The sequence below is a fragment of the Niallia sp. FSL K6-0212 genome (assembly GCF_038007605.1).
Classification (GTDB): Bacteria; Bacillota; Bacilli; order Bacillales; family Cytobacillaceae; genus Niallia; species Niallia circulans.
In genome coordinates this window covers 2467259-2482815 of the sequence record NZ_JBBOXL010000001.1, presented here as the reverse complement: position 1 = coordinate 2482815, position 15557 = coordinate 2467259, and the positions used below count along the sequence as shown (strand labels likewise).

The following is a 15557-nucleotide window of genomic DNA, read 5'->3' as shown; positions in this document are numbered from 1 at the left end:
TATTTATGGTAAAACGTATTTAAATATCTTCTAAAAAAGGAAGCTTTATCTTTATAGTTACACTATAACAAATAATTATGATTTGAAAAAAGGATTTGAATCACGCTTTAATTAATCCTTCTGCTAAATGTTTCTCAAACCATTCCACCGTTTTCAGCATGGCTCTTCTGCTTACTTTATGGCCAGTATTATCTTCAGAAAGATATGTTAGGCGATCTGGCGCATCTTTATATAAAGGTTTTATATGCTCATAAAATTGGTGGGAATAAGCATAAGGTACAACTTCATCTTTTTTGCCATGCCAGAACATAAGAGGACGTTTTTGTAATTTTTCTGGTGCCTTACTTAGGTCCAATTCCTCTAACTGTTTAATTAAATCTTCTATTTCATGATCACTTAGCGGCAGCTCATAGCCCCTTTTCTTCACTTCTGAAATGGTATAATGGGCAAATTTCTCATAATATGGCATTCCCATTAAGCTTACTGCCGTATTAATCCAAGGATACTTTCTTAATGCACCTAATGTAACGATTCCCCCCATACTTGTTCCTACGATCCCAATATATTGATTATCGATTAGCTCTTTGTCGCTGAAATAATCTTTTATCACTTCTATTTCCTCAATCGTTTTCATCACGATATTCCAAAAATGCATGTTTAATTCCATCGCTGATAATCCTTGGTCTCGCTCTCCATGATACAAACAATCAGGCAATACAACACGAAATCCCTTCTCTGCTAAATGATAAGCAAAATGAAGATTGTGTTCCTTTGCACTAGTGAAGCCATGGGTAAATTGAATATATGGTCGTTTTTGATCATAGTGGTCTTTTTTTACAATATGCAGTACAGGTATTTCCTCTATATGTAATTTTTCAACCAAAATCATCGCTCGCCCCTCCTTTTTGGAAAAAATAAATGATTCATGTAAAATAAAGTATAACTTCCTCTTTGATGATTTGTGAAACCAATCGGACTTTAAGGACAGTTATTTCCCTCTAATCAAGCCATAAGCGTAAAGAATAGAAAGGAAATTTATCTCTATCATTGATTTTACATAACTTAACATAAGTGAAAGTAGAATTAACGAATAAAGTGTAATAATATTTTATATGTATAAGTAAGTGTAACATGAAGTGGCTTTTTTATCGAAAATTACGCCCCTTAAAGCTAAAATAAAATTACTATAATTGACACTAAAGGAGACACTATGACAGAAAAACATCTAATTGCCTTAGACCTTGACGGAACGTTATTAAAAGACGATAAAACCATTTCTCCTCTTACCAAAAAAGTTATCCAAAAAGCAATGGAGGATGGTCATGAAGTAATGATTGCAACAGGGAGACCCTTCCGCGCAAGTGAAGCGATCTATCATGAATTAAATTTACATACTCCTATCGTTAACTTTAATGGAGCTTTTATTCATCATCCTAAGGATACCAAATGGGGCTTTTATCATTCTCCCCTTGATATACAAACAGCAAGAGATATTGTCGCTGCATGCAATGATTACTCTTTTCACAATATTATTGCGGAAGTAATGGATGAGGTTTATTATCATTATCATGATGAGAAATTGATTGACATTTTTTCATTAGGAAATCCCAAAGTAACTGTCGGAAATTTATTGGAATTTTTAGAAGCAGCACCTACTTCTATCCTTATTCATGCGGAGGAAGAACATGTTGCAGCCATTCGCAAGCATTTATCTGAGGTTCATGCCGATCTAATTGAACATCGCCGTTGGGCAGATCCCTTTCATGTGATCGAAATTGTTAAGTTAGGAATAAATAAAGCGATTGGCTTACAAAAAGTTTCTGATTACTATCAAATCCCACAAAGAAATATTATCGCATTCGGTGATGAAGACAATGATTTTGAAATGATTGAGTATGCTGGAAAAGGTGTCGCTATGGGAAATGCGATTGAGGAACTAAAGACCCTTGCTAAGGATGTTACTTTATCCAATGAAGAAGACGGAATTGCTGTATATTTAAACGAAGTTTTAAATCTTCGTGTTCTCTAAAGCTGGTTATCATTACCGTCTTTAAAGACTAAAATATCGTCCATACTATAAGCGAAACGGTCACTACTGTTTCCGGGAAAATCAATGCTTCTTTTGTCTTTCCAATTATACTCTAACACTCGGAGGGGATCATTCAATGGGAAAACGAAATAAATCGAAACGCTTCGTACAACAAGGAGTAGATTCTGTATCCAAGCATTCCGAACGTATCCCTTATCATATGACATATGCTGAAGCCGAGAGCTATAAAATGTCAAATGAAAGACAGTCTCATGGAGGATTAGAATAAATGGGAAATAGACTTTTTCAAGAAGCCAGACAAGCAGTTGAGGCAGCTAAATATGGGAATGGGAATGATGGCTTAGTGGATAAAGCAAAGAATGCGATAAGCTCTGCTTACGCAAATACCACAACAGCCGAACAACACCAATTAGCTGCATTACAAAAAGAGCTAGAGCAAATTCAGACACACTAATAAAAAATGCAGTCCAAGAAGGAAGCCTCCATAAGCGCTAGAAAAGCAAATGCTTGGGAGAAGGGCCTTTTATGGGCTGCTTTTTATTACGGAAAGTATAAACCGGAGTACCATTTGTTTTTATTCCCCTTACGAAAATGTTTCTAACACTACGGAATATGGCTCTTTTCCTTCTTCAGAAAAAAATAAAATGATTGTTCCATTCGTCGGTAAATCTTTTTCCTCTAAATGAATTTTCAGCGAGAATTGCTTATTACTAACTTGTAATTTCTGGTTTGCGATGAATTCATTGTGACCATCTTCGACAGAATAAAAAATAGTCCCTGTCGTAATTGCTTTTCCTTTCACAAGATAATTCCCTTTTGTACCACTAACAGTTACATCTTCTATCTTGACTTGCTCTTTCCCTGAGTTTGCTGCTGCTGTTATGGTTAGAAACGGCAGGAAGCTGCTAATTAACATGCATAAGAATACGACAGTCGCTTTTTTCAATATAGTTCCTCCTTTAAGCTTTTCTAAAGAAACCGAGTACGGCTGTTGTTTGCACAACATTTGTAAATGCTTGTGGATCCACTTCTTTAATGATCCGTTCGATATCAAATAACTCATAACGAGTCACGACAATCATTAGCATTTCCTTTGGCTCATTGGAAAATGCTCCTCTTGCTGGCAAAATCGTAATTCCTCTTACTAATTTTTCATGGATTGCTACTTTTAGCTCAGCTGTTTTCTTCGTAATAATCATCACCGTTAATTTTTGATGGGCTGTATGTATCGTATCAATCACTTTGGTTGCTGCATATAGATTCACAAGCGTATATAACGCTTTTTCCCATCCGAACATAGCACCAGCTGTGATAATAATAGCTCCATTTAGAATAAAGAAATACGTACCGACAGGCTTATCCTGCATACGTGAAAGAATCATGGCGATGATGTCCATGCCACCCGTTGAGGCCCCCCACTTTAACGTTAATCCAACCCCCACAGCCGCAATGACACCGCCAAAAACTGCATTTAACAAAATATCATGAGAATAGCTTGTTTCCGGAATGATTTCCATAAACAAAGACATAAAAGCAACACTTAAAAAACTAAAAAAGGTAAATGATTTTCCGACTTTAATCCAACCAACTATTGCGATTGGAACATTAAGGATAAATAGTAAAACCCCTGTAGAAATAGGCGTTATTTTGGATATAAGCTGAGCCACTCCCGCAAAACCACTGGCATATACATCAGCAGGTATCAAGAAAAAATTCATAGCAATCGCATTTAATAGTGCCCCAAAGATAACAACGATTAATTTTTTTGTTAATAACCAATACATAAGTGTCCTCCAATACGATATATAGTAATTTTTACTATTTTTACTTTAACTATTCAATTGTTTTTTCTCTAAAAGTTTTATAAACTACAAATAAGTATGCCTTGTTTTCAAAAAACAAGGCATTTTCAAAGAGATTATCGTTATTTATCATAACCGTACTCCAATAACCATATGTTTTTATAAAAAAAAGAAAGAAGTGGAATGAATATGACTTTTAAAATCCTAGCAGATAGTGCGAGTGATTTACCTCTATCCTATTATGAGAAGAACGAGGTTACACTATTACCGCTAAAGGTTAACTTAGACGGTAAAGAATACGAGGATTTAAAAACGATTGAACCAGCCACTGTTTATAATGCCATACGCAGTGGACAAGTTCCAAAAACATCACAAGTGTCGCCAGCTTTATTTAAAGATGTTTTTACAACATTGGCTCAAAATAAAGAAAAAGGTATTTATATTGCTTTTTCTTCGCAATTATCTGGAACATACCAAACAGCAGTAATGATTTCAGAACAAGTAAAGGAGGAATATCCCGACTTTGCTTTAACCATCATTGATAGCAAATGTGCATCATTAGGTGCTGGTTTAGTTGTTCAAGAAGCAGTGAAACTCCGCGATCAAGGTAAAGACGTAAGTGAAATTATACCACGACTCCAATTCATATGCGAGCATATGGAGCACTTATTTACTGTCGAAGATCTAGAATATTTAGCAAAAGGCGGACGTGTTTCGAAGGCCTCTGCGTTCCTTGGTGGATTACTAAATATAAAACCTTTATTACATGTTGAAGACGGGAAATTGGTTCCTCTTGAAAAAATTCGCGGCAAAAAGAAACTCCTGCGCAGAATGATTGACCTAATAGCAGAACGAGGAGATAAGCTGGATCAACAAGTGTTCGCGATCAGTCACGCAGATGATGAAGCAACAGCTGCGGAAGTAAAAGAAATGATTATGGAAAAATTCCAGCCAAAAGAAGTATTCATTTCCTCTATCGGTGCATCTGTAGGCTCGCACACTGGTGCTGGAACAATCGCTATTTTCTTCTTAAATAAGCTACCTGAATAAGCACGGTAAAAAGTATAAAATTTACTTCTTTCACTCATACTAACAATGTTCTAACTGAACAAAAGCTGACGTTGAAAGGAGTATTTTTTTATGCCACATACTTCTGATAATGATAAAAAGGCAAAAGACAATAATGCATTGCGTCATGAAAAGAACATGATGCGTGAAAAAAACCGCAAAAAAGGCAAACATCAATATAGTAAAAAGACAGACCATCTGTAAGAAGATGGTTGCTAGATGAATACGAAAAAAGAGCTGCCAGATTTTAAGGCAGTTCTTTTTGATTGAGACTCTAGTTCAGTTTTTGTATATCTCTATCTTCTGTAAAGTGATGGAAATTAGTTTTTTGTTCCCTTTTGACTTCTTCTACTGTCGAAACAGGCTCTAAGACGAGCACCTCCTGAATTCCTAGATCTTTTCTAAAGAAAAAGGGCATCCCAAAGCTATAACCACTTTGAAATCCCCTATTTAACCTACATTTTAATTTTTTTGATTATCTTCCTTTAAATATGTCCAGCCTTCTTCTTGGTATACTTTATTTTCTTTCATTAGTCTCCCAAGTGCTCGTTTAAACGAACCTTTGCTTAAATTAAAGCGTTCCTTTATATCCTCTGGCATACTCTTGTCTCCATAAGGCATTGCGCCTTTTCGAGTTATTAAATAATCCAAAATTAGTTGGGAATCTTTATCAAGCGCTTCTTCTTTTCTTGGCAATAACGATACATTTACTGTTCCATCAAGCTTAACATCTATGATGCGCCCATTTACTTTTTCCCCTAATCTTGGTTCCTTGCCTCGCTCAGATTCATGGATAAATCCTTTATAGCCTTCTGCTGTATAAATCCAGCTTCCTACTTTTGCTGTTCGATAAATGTACCCATGAATATTTTTATTAAAATCTTCTCTTGTTGCTTTTGCTGCCATCTCTTCAATAACAGGATCTGTTGCTGGTTTTACATATAAATAGTTATTCTTATTTACCTTTAATGTTATATAAAGCATATCGCCCACTTCTGGCCATACCTCTTCATGTACTGGTAAATCATCTTCTCCTAACAGCATGTCCTTTTTCAACCCAATATCAAAGAAACAGCCAATTCCTTCTTTGCGGTCTGTTACTTTCACCCAGTCGTATTTACCAACCGCAATAGATGGAATAAAGGTACTTGAGCAAGCTCTTCCCTGTGAATCACTGTAAATAAAAACGCGGACTTCATCACCTTCTTCAAATTTCTGATCAGTTTCACTAAAGTGTAAAAGCACATCCTCGTCTTCCTCTTCAATTGTCAAAAAATACCCAAAAGATGCAATCCTAGCCACTGTTAATATTTCTACACGCCCCATATAATCTCTTAACGACATTTAGTTTCCTCCTTAAATTCTTGTCTATTTTCAACTTTACTCTATATTCTGCCATCCTAATTATTCCCTTATTAACGAATACTTCATGCCTAAAGTTGTTACAACTGCTTAATTTTACTATAATACAAGCATAAAAGAAATTGGATTTACTACAGATGCTTTTAATTCGTGTTAAATTCCAATTAATCAGGAGGTAAATATGGCAAAAGAAAGTTCATTTGACATTGTATCCAAGGTAGATTTTTCGGAGGTAACGAATGCTGTCCAGCTTGCAATGAAAGAGATTCAAAATCGCTATGATTTTAAAGGGAGCAAAAGTAATGTGACGCTGGACAAAGAAGAACTGGTTCTTGTTTCAGATGATGAATATAAATTAGAACAGCTAAAAGATGTCCTTATTAGCAAAATGTTTAAACGTGGTATTCCTATTAAAAACTTAGATTATGGCAAAATCGAAGGTGCTTCCGGCGGTACAGTTCGTCAAAGAGCGAAATTAGTGCAGGGAATTGATAGAGATAATGCCAAAATTATTAATACATTAATTAAAAACAGTGGCTTAAAAGTGAAAACTCAACAACAGGATGATCAAATTCGGGTTACTGCTAAAAGCCGTGATGATTTACAAAAAATTATTGCTGCTGTGAAAGATGAATCAAAAATTACGATTGATGTACAGTTTGTCAATTATCGTTAATTAGAAATAACAACGAACACCAAGCTGGTCAACGCCACTTTTCTTTCAGCACAAGATATTTATGGTGTTCATCATGTGTATGAACACCACTTTTCTTTCAAAACAAGGTATTTATGGTGTTCATCATGCGGATGAACACCACTTTTCTTTCAAAAAATGTATTTTTAACGTTCATCATGCGGATGAACACCACTTTTCTTTCAAAACAAGATAATTATGGTGTTCATTAAACAAAGGAACGCCACTTTAATCAAAAACTTTCATCATGCTTACCCCTTCTTTTCCACAACTCCATATCACTCAACCCTATTTTTACCATGTTTATTTAAAAGAATTTGGGAAAAATAAGTAAACATGTACAGAATTAGAAGGAGTGATTGAATTGACTAATAGTAATAAGGAACAATTACAACAAACATTTCCACCACAGCATCAAGATCAGCAGCCAGGCATTCAGACAGAGATGAATCCTATACCTAAAGATGTCGATCCCTCTTATAAAGGCTCTGAAAAATTAAAAGGAAAAACTGCTATCATCACTGGAGGCGATAGTGGAATCGGCCGTTCTGTTGCTATCTATTATGCAAAAGAAGGTGCTGATATCACTATCGTATACTTAGATGAGCATGACGATGCCCAAAAGACGAAAGAATTAGTTGAAGCTGAAGGAGTAAAGTGCTTACTGCTTGCTGGAGATATTGGTGATGAAGGCTTCTGTAAAGAGGTTGTAAAAAAGACCGTTTCAGAATTTGGCAAGGTTAATATTCTCGTAAATAATGCTGCAGAGCAACATCCACAATCAAGCATTCTAGATATCACGTCAGAACAATTAGAAAAAACTTTCCGCACCAATATTTTCTCAATGTTTCACTTAACAAAAGCCACTCTGCCCCACTTACAAAAAGGAGATGCGATTATTAATACAACGTCTATTACTGCGTATAAAGGTAATGAGACATTAATTGATTATTCTGCAACAAAAGGAGCTATTACGGCTTTCACTCGCTCCTTATCAGGCTCTCTTGCGGAACAAGGGATTCGAGTCAACGGGGTAGCACCAGGACCAATTTGGACTCCACTTATCCCATCTACTTTTGATAGTGAGCAAGTTGCTTCATTTGGAGGAAATACTCCTTTTAAACGCGCTGGCCAACCTTGTGAACTCGCCCCAGCGTATGTATATTTAGCCAGCAATGATTCTACCTATGTAACTGGACAGGTTATCCATGTCAACGGCGGTACGATTGTTAACGGCTAAATCTTTTCATATAAATTCACTCAGTTTTTGCGAGCGGTTCTTTCTATGCAGACAATTCTCTTCTCTTCTTTTAAAATCTAGCTAATCTGGCAACACTAGTAGCAAAAGAGATAGCAAGATTACAAAGGGAGTGTGAGAAAAGTGATTGATTTAGCCTCTATTTACCATCGCAGTGGAGATAATTACTGTTATTTACAAAATAAAGACGCTCTCCATATCCGGATCCGGACAAAAAAGGCAAATGTCACTGAAATAGAATTAATCTATGGAGATCAATACGAAATAGTCGACTATCAATGGGTATCCCAGCGGTTATCGATGGAAAAAAGCGGTTCTGATTCTCTATTTGATTATTGGCATTGCACGATAACAAATAAAAAAAGAGTTCGCTATGGCTTTATTCTCCGAGATTCGGAACAGCAAGTAACTTATACAGAAAAAGGATTCTTTCCATTTATTCCAGAAGATGCTGGCTTTTACTTTTGCTTGCCATATCTTCACCTGAAAGACGTTTTTACTCCACCATCTTGGGTATCACAAACGATTTGGTATCAAATTTTTCCAGAGCGTTTCCGCAATGGGGATAGCTCTTTAAATCCAGTGGATACTGCACAATGGGGACAAGAGGAACCTGGCTTATATAATTTCTTCGGCGGAGACCTTCAAGGCATTATGGACGCCCTAGACTATCTTACAGACCTTGGAATTACAGGGATTTATCTTACTCCTATTTTTCACGCTGAAAGCAATCATAAATACGATACGATTAACTATTTAGAAGTAGACCCGCAATTTGGCGATAGGGAGATGCTTAAGAACCTTGTGAAAGAATGTCATAATCGTGGAATTCGAGTGATGCTTGATGCCGTTTTTAATCATTGCGGCTATCATTTCCCGCCCTTTCAAGATGTGCTAAAGAATGAAGAGCGTTCACGCTATAAAGATTGGTTCCATATCCATAAATTTCCTTTGAAAGAGAATGACATGCTGCATTATGAAACATTCGGTTTCTATGAAGCTATGCCTAAATTTAATACAGCCAATCCAGAAGTAAAAGAATATCTACTTCATGTAGCGGAATATTGGATTACAGAATGTGATATTGATGGCTGGCGCTTAGATGTTGCCAATGAGATTGACCATGAATTTTGGCGTTCCTTCCGATCTGTTGTAAAATCATTAAAGCCTGACATTTTTATTCTCGGGGAAATTTGGCATGATTCCTTACCATGGTTAAGAGGAGATCAATTTGATTCGGTGATGAATTATCCATTACTAACAAAAGCATTGCAATTTTTTGCATATGATATGATTTCTCCTCAACAATTTATGGAAGAAATGACTACAACCTTACTGGCCTATCCAGATACAGTCAATAATGTATTGTTTAATATTATCGGCAGTCATGACACGCCGCGAATCCTTCATGAATGCAGTTACCGGAAAGAACGTGTGAAGCTTTTATTTACTTTTCTTTTCACCTACCCTGGCACCCCTTGTATATATTATGGAGATGAAATCGGCTTAGGTGGCGGCAGCGATCCTGGATGTCGAAAATGTATGCTTTGGAATACAGAAGTACATGATACGGAGCTAAAAGAATTTATTAAGCGATTGATTCAAGTACGCAAACAAAGTTCCCTTCTTATCAATAATGGCACTTTTTATTTTTTATCCCAGTCTGATTCCTGTTTAGCCTATTATACAAAAGAAGAAGATGAAATTCTTTTAACCGTTATTAATAAGAGTGACAAGGAAGCACAATTTCTTCTACCTTTTCCATTACGCAGAAAAAAAATCTCTCTTTTATTAACAAAAGAAGAGTATGCTGCTGAATCAGATGATCTTGCCGTAATACTAGGACCATATGAATGTAGTATCCTTCGTTTCAATATGAATTATAAATATATCCATATAAGGTAATCTATCAGGTGAACATCGATTAAGATGATCACCTGATTCTTTTTTCCAAGAAATGAAAAATAATGATTGTTTCCTGCCTTTGAACGTACTATATTTACTATTATATCGAATTGTTACAATTGTCAGGGGGAAACAAAGTGAATCAGCAATCAACACCTAAATCCATTGGGATTCCACTCCTTATATCGATTATCGCTATCTCGTTTTCTGCGATTTTCGTAAAATGGTCGGAAGCACCTGCCACTATTTTAAGTATGTACAGAATGTGGCTTGCCTGTCTTATTATGATTCCTATGGTCTACATCCATCGAAATGATTTCAAAAAACTAACAAAAGGAGATTGGGCATTCTTATTTTTCTCAGGCTCTTTTTTGGCCTTACATTTTGCCCTATGGTTTAGTTCTCTTAAGTTTACTACTGTAGCCAGCTCTACGATTATATTGGCTTTACAGCCTATTGTTTCTCTCCTTGGCGGGTTTATTTTCTTTCGGGAAAGAACTACCTCTACAGCTATTATGACTATGGGGATTGCCATTATTGGGGCGATGATGATTGGCTGGGGAGATATTGGATTAGACAGCAATGCTATTATAGGGGATCTTCTTTCCTTCTTAAGTGTAATTGCTGTAGTCGGCTACTTATTAATCGGCCAAAATATTATCAAAAAAATGACCCACTGGATCTATACCTTTACTGTTTTCTTTTTTGCTGCCTGTTTGTTAACCGTTTATAATCTACTGGCTGGCGAAGCGTTAACTGGCTATTCTGGCAGAGAATGGGGCATCTTTGTTTTGCTTGCAATTGTTCCGACACTTGCACATGTCATTAATAATTGGTTACTTAATTATATTAATGCAACTACTATTTCCATGAGTATTCTCGGTGAGCCAGTCGGAGCTACGCTTTTAGCTGTTTTACTATTAAATGAGCAATTAATCCTCACACAACTTTTAGGTGGATTACTCGTTTTGTTCGGGGTGTTCTTTTTCCTCCTACAAAAGCAACCTAAATCTACCATTACACAAGAAAAACCAATTGGTTAGATGAGCAAGAAAACAGTAAGACTAAAACATAATCAAATATAATTTTTAAAAGGCGAGCTATTCAATATATTTAAGTGTAATAGTTAATAGTGTAAATCTTAGGCTGGAATATTATTCCGGTCTTTTTCATTCCAAACCCTACCAATCAATTCCTTAGAAATTGCAAAAATCTTTTCCTCTTCTGCATATTCCTAGTAAAACAGCAGACACTACTTTAAGCATCTATCAAATTTCCAATTAGAAGATTCCTTTTTCATGTTAAAAGAAAATCTATCTTTAAGTCAGTTATTTGCCACTATTATAGGCTTTAACTTAGGGACAACGCTTGTGGTGGTGCTTGGTATTACAGCAAAAGAGGATGCATGGATTACCATACTTCTATCTACCATAACCGGCTTAATTGTGTCTTCTTTTTTCTACATATAAATGAGCTAGTACCTTCTAAAAATTTGTTTGAAATTATTGAGTTTGGGTTCAATAGATTTATCGCAATCCCTATTACCCTTGTCTATTCCCTTTATTTTTTATCTAGCCGCAAGAACTTTCAATTGGAGAGTTTATTGAGAGAATTGATGCTCTAGCTGTTTTTATTATCATATTAGGAAAAGTTATCAAGGACTCTATCTTTATCTACTCCGGCTTAAAGGGATTAGAATATATTTTTAAACAGTCCTATCGCTTCTATGTTGTACCGATTATTTGTCTTATTTCGATGTTTTCTATTTTTCATTAGTATGGAAAAAAATGACCATGTTCGAGAAGGTGCAGTGGTGGTTCCGTATCTCTTATATATGCCTCAACAATTTGCTTTCCCTTGCTTTTTATTATTTGTTCTATTAATCAAGAAGGTTAAATCACAAAAAAATCCCTAGATAGCGAGTCATTTCTGCCAGCTAGGGATTGTTTAATTATTCACTATTTATTCGACAATATTAATCTGATAGTCTTTAAACCAATGATGGATTTGTACTAAATGGGCAAGTAATTGTGGACCTGTCATCAATTGGCCAAACCATGGTTCTTTAAATGCAGAACCTTCTGTTTCAATAATTTTAGTGAGACGTTCCTTATCAAAGAACTCATATAAAACAGAACTTTTATCCGTTAAAGCGCTTTTCAGCATATTCGTTACTGTTTTTGTGTAAATAGGATTATGTGTTTTAGGATATGGACTTTTTTTGCGATAGAGCACTTCATCTGGGAGGATTCCTTCTAACGCTTTCCGTAATAACCCTTTCTCTCTTCCCATGTAATTCTTCATTTCCCATGGTACATTCCACACATATTCAACTAAGCGATGGTCAGCAAATGGGACACGTACCTCTAGGCTTGCTCCCATACTCATTCTATCTTTCCGCTCTAATAAAGTAGTCATAAACCATAATTGGTTGAGATAAAACAATTCTCGACGCTTAGCATCTTCTTTACTTTCTCCCGCTAACTTTGGTGTTTCTGCAATGGTTTGATTATATTTATCCATCATATAATCTTCTAATTGCAATTTATTACTCCATGAATCTTTCAATAAGTTTTGTCGTTCTTGAATCGATCTCATCCATGGGAAGCCTCCTCTTTGCAAATCAGCCTCTCTTCTAAACCATGGATAGCCTCCAAAAATTTCATCTGCACATTCCCCAGATAAACTAACAACAAAATCCTTCTTTATTTCTCGGCAAAACCATAAAAGGGAAGAATCTACATCCGCCATTCCAGGCACATCTCTGACTGTTACTGCCTCATGTAAAAATTCAGCCAATGTTTCTTGGGTGATAATACAGTTATGGTGAATGGTTCCAAATGTATCTGTCATTTTTTTTATAAAGACACCATCTGAATTTGGCTGAAATTCATTTGCTTTAAAGAACTTATCATTGCCTTCATAATCGATGGAATACGTATGAAGCGGTCCTTTCCCTGTTCTTTCATATTCCATGGAAGCAATTGCTGTAATAGCACTTGAATCGACTCCACCTGAAAGAAACGTGCTTAATGGTACATCTGATACTAATTGTCTTGTCACAGCATCTTTAAAAAGAAATCGCACTTTTTCGACCGTTTCCTCAAAGCTATCCGTATGTTCTTCACTCTTCACATTCCAATAACGCCATACTTTCAGTCCATCCTGGGTAAACTTTAATGCATGCCCTGGCCGAAGCTCTTTAATCCCTTTGAAAATACCGCTTCCTGGTGTATGAGAGGGTCCAAGTGCAAACACCTCAGCTAACCCTTCTCTATCCAGCTCTGCTTTCACATTTGGATGGGCTAGCAATGCTTTCAATTCAGATCCAAAAATAAAACCAGTGCTAATTTCCATGTAAAATAATGGTTTCACTCCTAAACGATCTCTTCCAATAAATAAGGAGTTTCGTTTCTCATCCCAAACAGCAAAGGCAAATATCCCGTTTAAGTACTGCAGACAATCTTCTCCCCACTCAATATAGGAAGTAAGTAAAACTTCTGTATCAGAATGACCTTGAAATGAATATCCTTTTATTAGTAATTCTTTTCTTATGTCTTCGGTATTATACAACTCACCATTGTAGCAAATAGTGTAGTGAAATCCTTGTTTTTCTTTTGTCATTGGTTGAATACCATTTAGCGGATCTACTACCACTAAGCGTTTATGACCGAATCCTGCATGTAATGCAGTCCAAACATTAGTATCATCAGGGCCTCTTTTTGCCAATGTTTCAGCCATAGCCGATAAAATTTCCGATTCGTTTCTTAAATCTTTTTTGTAATCAACCCAACCTGTTATTCCACACATGATTATCATCCTTTCTTTCGTGGAACTTATGATTAGATACCAATCAATCAGTATGAGGTATTCTATGCACCAAATCAAAAATGGTTATTTGTCCATAACAGGTTTATTATTTGTTCCATTCAAAAAAGAGAAATTAATCGTTTTCAATGTTTTAATGAAGGAAAAAGAAGGATTAGTTATAAAATTTTGTTTATCTGTCTAAAAAGAATTTATGGGCGTGTAATCTTTGGGAGGTTTACAATGAACAATCAGCATAGATCAAAACTTATTGAATTTCAAACACGTGCCTTTACGAAAGGTACAGTCGAATATATAAATAATCAATGGATTTTTTTTGATGAAGAAACAGAAGAAGCAGCGATGCTGGATGAATATTTGCATCAAGAAATTGAGATTCGTACTTTCAATCGCTGGCGAAAAGGTATTCTCCTGGAGGATGGCAAAGTAAATGTTTCTGGTACCATTCATTTTCTAGAGCATGAAGACCCTATCCGCATAAGAAAACACCTTGTGTTTGCTTTAGAAGAATTATTAGACGACTTAAGCGACGATAGTTTTTATCAATTTATCACTACTTTAAATTCGATGAAGTTCTCCATATATGATTGTATATACTGTTATAATCATCTTACTTTTTTAAAGGAGGAAAAGCGAAAGAATGGGGTTAATATGATGATTTTTGATAATGAAGAAGGACTTTGTAGTGTTAATCATCATTTCTTTTATAATGAAAAAAGCACAGATCGCTTTGAATTCACTTTAAATACTGGGAAACGAATGATTGTGGAAAAATTAACTTCTTAAAAAGTGATATGGGTAGACTGTCGGCAGAATAAATGACTGCCGACAGTTTTTACTGTCTGATGAGCAAAAAGAAGTCTCCTTATTTCCACCCAAAAACAACTTCTGTTAATTTTTTGCCGCCAATTTCCGCTTCTTCTGTTCCGATTTTTTTCCCGCCAATGGCTTCATAAAACTTACAAGCTGGATTCTCTGATATAGCCAAAATAACCATCGGGAAAAGCCCGAGTTCTTTTAAATATTCCATTACTTTTTTTACTAACAAGCTTCCTATCCCTTGTCCTTGAAAGGCTTCCAAAAGGTAGATGGCGTATAACTCGCCAACATAACCTGGATATTGTCCACTTCTTTCTTTTCCGCCATTAGCGAAACCTATAATTTCTCCAGTTTCATTTTCAGCAACAAAGACACTTCCAGTCGGGATTGCTTTCTTCCATATCTCTTCTCTTTCCTCATAATTAAGCCTTTCTAAAAATAAATCTGGAACTATTCCTTTATAAGTAGTGCGCCAACTATCTACATGTACCTTTGCAATCCTTTTGGCATCCTCATCCTTCGCTTTTCTAATAATCATCTGTGCTCTCCTTTCTTCCTTCTATATGGAGGGATTTCTTCACTTCCCATTTCTCATGCCAAGTTACTTCAACTCCAATTGAACCTGTTTGTATCCACTCTATTGCCTTTAGTACAAGTGGAGAAGCATAATGAATGGATAAATCGTTTTATTAACACCATACACGCCAAACGGTCGATGAAACTTTCTCTCTTCTTCTTTCAATCCTATCCCCCCTATTCATTTGATTGCAC

General features: G+C 35.9%; 19 protein-coding genes. 13 read left to right on the top strand and 6 right to left on the bottom strand.

The annotated features are described in order from the left end of the window. Nucleotides 1–100: 100 nt before the first annotated feature. Nucleotides 101–889, bottom strand: coding sequence for an alpha/beta fold hydrolase (locus MHH96_RS11805; RefSeq protein WP_341117376.1), 789 nt, complete (start codon nucleotides 887–889; stop codon nucleotides 101–103). A gap of 321 nt (nucleotides 890–1210) precedes the next feature. Between MHH96_RS11805 and MHH96_RS11800 the strand changes: the two genes are divergently transcribed. The 3 genes from MHH96_RS11800 (at nucleotide 1211) to MHH96_RS11790 (ending at nucleotide 2504) form a co-directional block, all read left to right on the top strand. Further along, a complete protein-coding gene (locus MHH96_RS11800; RefSeq protein WP_047942500.1) occupies nucleotides 1211–2029 on the top strand; it encodes a Cof-type HAD-IIB family hydrolase in 819 nt (272 codons plus the stop codon). Nucleotides 2030–2165: 136 nt separating this feature from the next. Beyond that, the gene (locus tag MHH96_RS11795; RefSeq protein WP_162837581.1) at nucleotides 2166–2318 is read left to right on the top strand and encodes a hypothetical protein; all 153 of its coding nucleotides are present in this window, start codon (nucleotides 2166–2168) and stop codon (nucleotides 2316–2318) included. Further along, entirely contained in the window at nucleotides 2319–2504 is a 186-nt protein-coding gene (locus MHH96_RS11790; protein WP_047942502.1) for a DUF3813 domain-containing protein, read from the top strand. A 129-nt stretch (nucleotides 2505–2633) separates the two neighbouring features. On the opposite strand, the gene MHH96_RS11785 is transcribed toward MHH96_RS11790, so the two are convergent. Together MHH96_RS11785 and MHH96_RS11780 are read right to left on the bottom strand one after the other, a co-directional pair. After that, a complete protein-coding gene (locus MHH96_RS11785; protein ID WP_095258822.1) occupies nucleotides 2634–2996 on the bottom strand; it encodes a hypothetical protein in 363 nt (120 codons plus the stop codon). 13 nt (nucleotides 2997–3009) lie between these two features. Continuing rightward, a complete protein-coding gene (locus MHH96_RS11780; protein ID WP_047942503.1) occupies nucleotides 3010–3834 on the bottom strand; it encodes a YitT family protein in 825 nt (274 codons plus the stop codon). A 207-nt stretch (nucleotides 3835–4041) separates the two neighbouring features. On the opposite strand from MHH96_RS11780, the gene MHH96_RS11775 reads away from it, so the two are divergent. Both MHH96_RS11775 and MHH96_RS11770 read left to right on the top strand, forming a co-directional pair. After that, entirely contained in the window at nucleotides 4042–4902 is an 861-nt protein-coding gene (locus MHH96_RS11775) for a DegV family protein (RefSeq protein WP_047942504.1), read from the top strand. Between the two features lie 90 nt (nucleotides 4903–4992). After that, nucleotides 4993–5124 carry a DUF3941 domain-containing protein gene (locus MHH96_RS11770; RefSeq protein ID WP_082138337.1) on the top strand — a complete coding sequence of 44 codons (132 nt, stop codon included), beginning with the start codon at nucleotides 4993–4995 and terminating at the stop codon, nucleotides 5122–5124. A 258-nt stretch (nucleotides 5125–5382) separates the two neighbouring features. On the opposite strand, the gene MHH96_RS11765 is transcribed toward MHH96_RS11770, so the two are convergent. Continuing rightward, nucleotides 5383–6264, bottom strand: coding sequence for a CvfB family protein (locus MHH96_RS11765; RefSeq protein WP_047942505.1), 882 nt, complete (start codon nucleotides 6262–6264; stop codon nucleotides 5383–5385). 199 nt (nucleotides 6265–6463) lie between these two features. Between MHH96_RS11765 and MHH96_RS11760 the strand changes: the two genes are divergently transcribed. The 6 genes from MHH96_RS11760 to MHH96_RS11735 all read left to right on the top strand — a co-directional run bounded on the left by MHH96_RS11760 (nucleotide 6464) and on the right by MHH96_RS11735 (nucleotide 11915). After that, nucleotides 6464–6958, top strand: coding sequence for a YajQ family cyclic di-GMP-binding protein (locus tag MHH96_RS11760; RefSeq protein ID WP_047943120.1), 495 nt, complete (start codon nucleotides 6464–6466; stop codon nucleotides 6956–6958). A 382-nt stretch (nucleotides 6959–7340) separates the two neighbouring features. After that, on the top strand, nucleotides 7341–8216 hold the full coding sequence (locus MHH96_RS11755) for an SDR family oxidoreductase (protein WP_047943119.1): 876 nt from the start codon (nucleotides 7341–7343) through the stop codon (nucleotides 8214–8216). Between the two features lie 144 nt (nucleotides 8217–8360). Beyond that, nucleotides 8361–10139, top strand: a complete 1779-nt coding sequence (locus tag MHH96_RS11750) for an alpha-glycosidase (RefSeq protein WP_341118118.1) — start codon at nucleotides 8361–8363, stop codon at nucleotides 10137–10139. 137 nt (nucleotides 10140–10276) lie between these two features. After that, complete coding sequence (locus MHH96_RS11745; protein ID WP_047943118.1) at nucleotides 10277–11182, top strand: DMT family transporter; 906 nt, start codon at nucleotides 10277–10279, stop codon at nucleotides 11180–11182. A gap of 255 nt (nucleotides 11183–11437) precedes the next feature. Continuing rightward, on the top strand, nucleotides 11438–11608 hold the full coding sequence (locus MHH96_RS11740) for a GerAB/ArcD/ProY family transporter (RefSeq protein ID WP_172885224.1): 171 nt from the start codon (nucleotides 11438–11440) through the stop codon (nucleotides 11606–11608). Nucleotides 11609–11729: 121 nt separating this feature from the next. Next, on the top strand, nucleotides 11730–11915 hold the full coding sequence (locus MHH96_RS11735; RefSeq protein WP_172885262.1) for a GerAB/ArcD/ProY family transporter: 186 nt from the start codon (nucleotides 11730–11732) through the stop codon (nucleotides 11913–11915). Nucleotides 11916–12101: 186 nt separating this feature from the next. Here the strand turns inward: MHH96_RS11735 and asnB are convergent, their stop codons facing one another. Then, nucleotides 12102–13949, bottom strand: coding sequence for an asparagine synthase (glutamine-hydrolyzing) (gene asnB / locus MHH96_RS11730; protein WP_095320250.1), 1848 nt, complete (start codon nucleotides 13947–13949; stop codon nucleotides 12102–12104). A gap of 64 nt (nucleotides 13950–14013) precedes the next feature. Between asnB and MHH96_RS11725 the strand changes: the two genes are divergently transcribed. Beyond that, a complete protein-coding gene (locus tag MHH96_RS11725) occupies nucleotides 14014–14151 on the top strand; it encodes a hypothetical protein (protein ID WP_328283464.1) in 138 nt (45 codons plus the stop codon). Nucleotides 14152–14189: 38 nt separating this feature from the next. Continuing rightward, nucleotides 14190–14753 (top strand): DUF2777 domain-containing protein, encoded by a 564-nt coding sequence (locus MHH96_RS11720; RefSeq protein ID WP_047943116.1) that lies wholly within the window; start codon nucleotides 14190–14192, stop codon nucleotides 14751–14753. Nucleotides 14754–14832: 79 nt separating this feature from the next. Here the strand turns inward: MHH96_RS11720 and MHH96_RS11715 are convergent, their stop codons facing one another. Then, entirely contained in the window at nucleotides 14833–15324 is a 492-nt protein-coding gene (locus MHH96_RS11715; protein WP_047943115.1) for a GNAT family N-acetyltransferase, read from the bottom strand. Nucleotides 15325–15557: the final 233 nt, after the last annotated feature.